The organism is Variovorax sp. WDL1 (genome assembly GCF_001541225.1).
Taxonomy (GTDB): Bacteria; Pseudomonadota; Gammaproteobacteria; order Burkholderiales; family Burkholderiaceae_C; genus Variovorax.
In genome coordinates this window covers 1-273 of record NZ_LMTS01000325.1, presented here as the reverse complement: position 1 = coordinate 273, position 273 = coordinate 1, and the positions used below count along the sequence as shown (strand labels likewise).

The following is a 273-nucleotide window of genomic DNA, read 5'->3' as shown; positions in this document are numbered from 1 at the left end:
GCGAAAAGCTCCGCTCCTCGGCGCGGCCAGAGGGGATTTGAACTCCAACGCGCCATGGCGCGTCCTTGTGTGGCATGCAGGTCGGCGTGAGTTCTTGGTCCTCGCTCACGCTGACACTCACGCACACGCACACGCACATGCACATGCACATGCAGATGCAGATGCAGACGCACATGCACGTACTCGTACTCGTACTCGTGCTCGTGCTCACGTTCGTACACGTTCGCATGCACCTGTCCCAGGCCTCGCGCAGCGAGGCCGTTGGTGGCCGAG

At 62.3% G+C, this 273-nt stretch carries 1 pseudogene; it reads left to right on the top strand.

Annotation, left to right across the window (positions count from 1 at the left end):
- Window positions 1-86 precede the first annotated feature (86 nt).
- Window positions 87-273, top strand: a pseudogene (locus APY03_RS36960) (hypothetical protein); the annotation flags it as partial.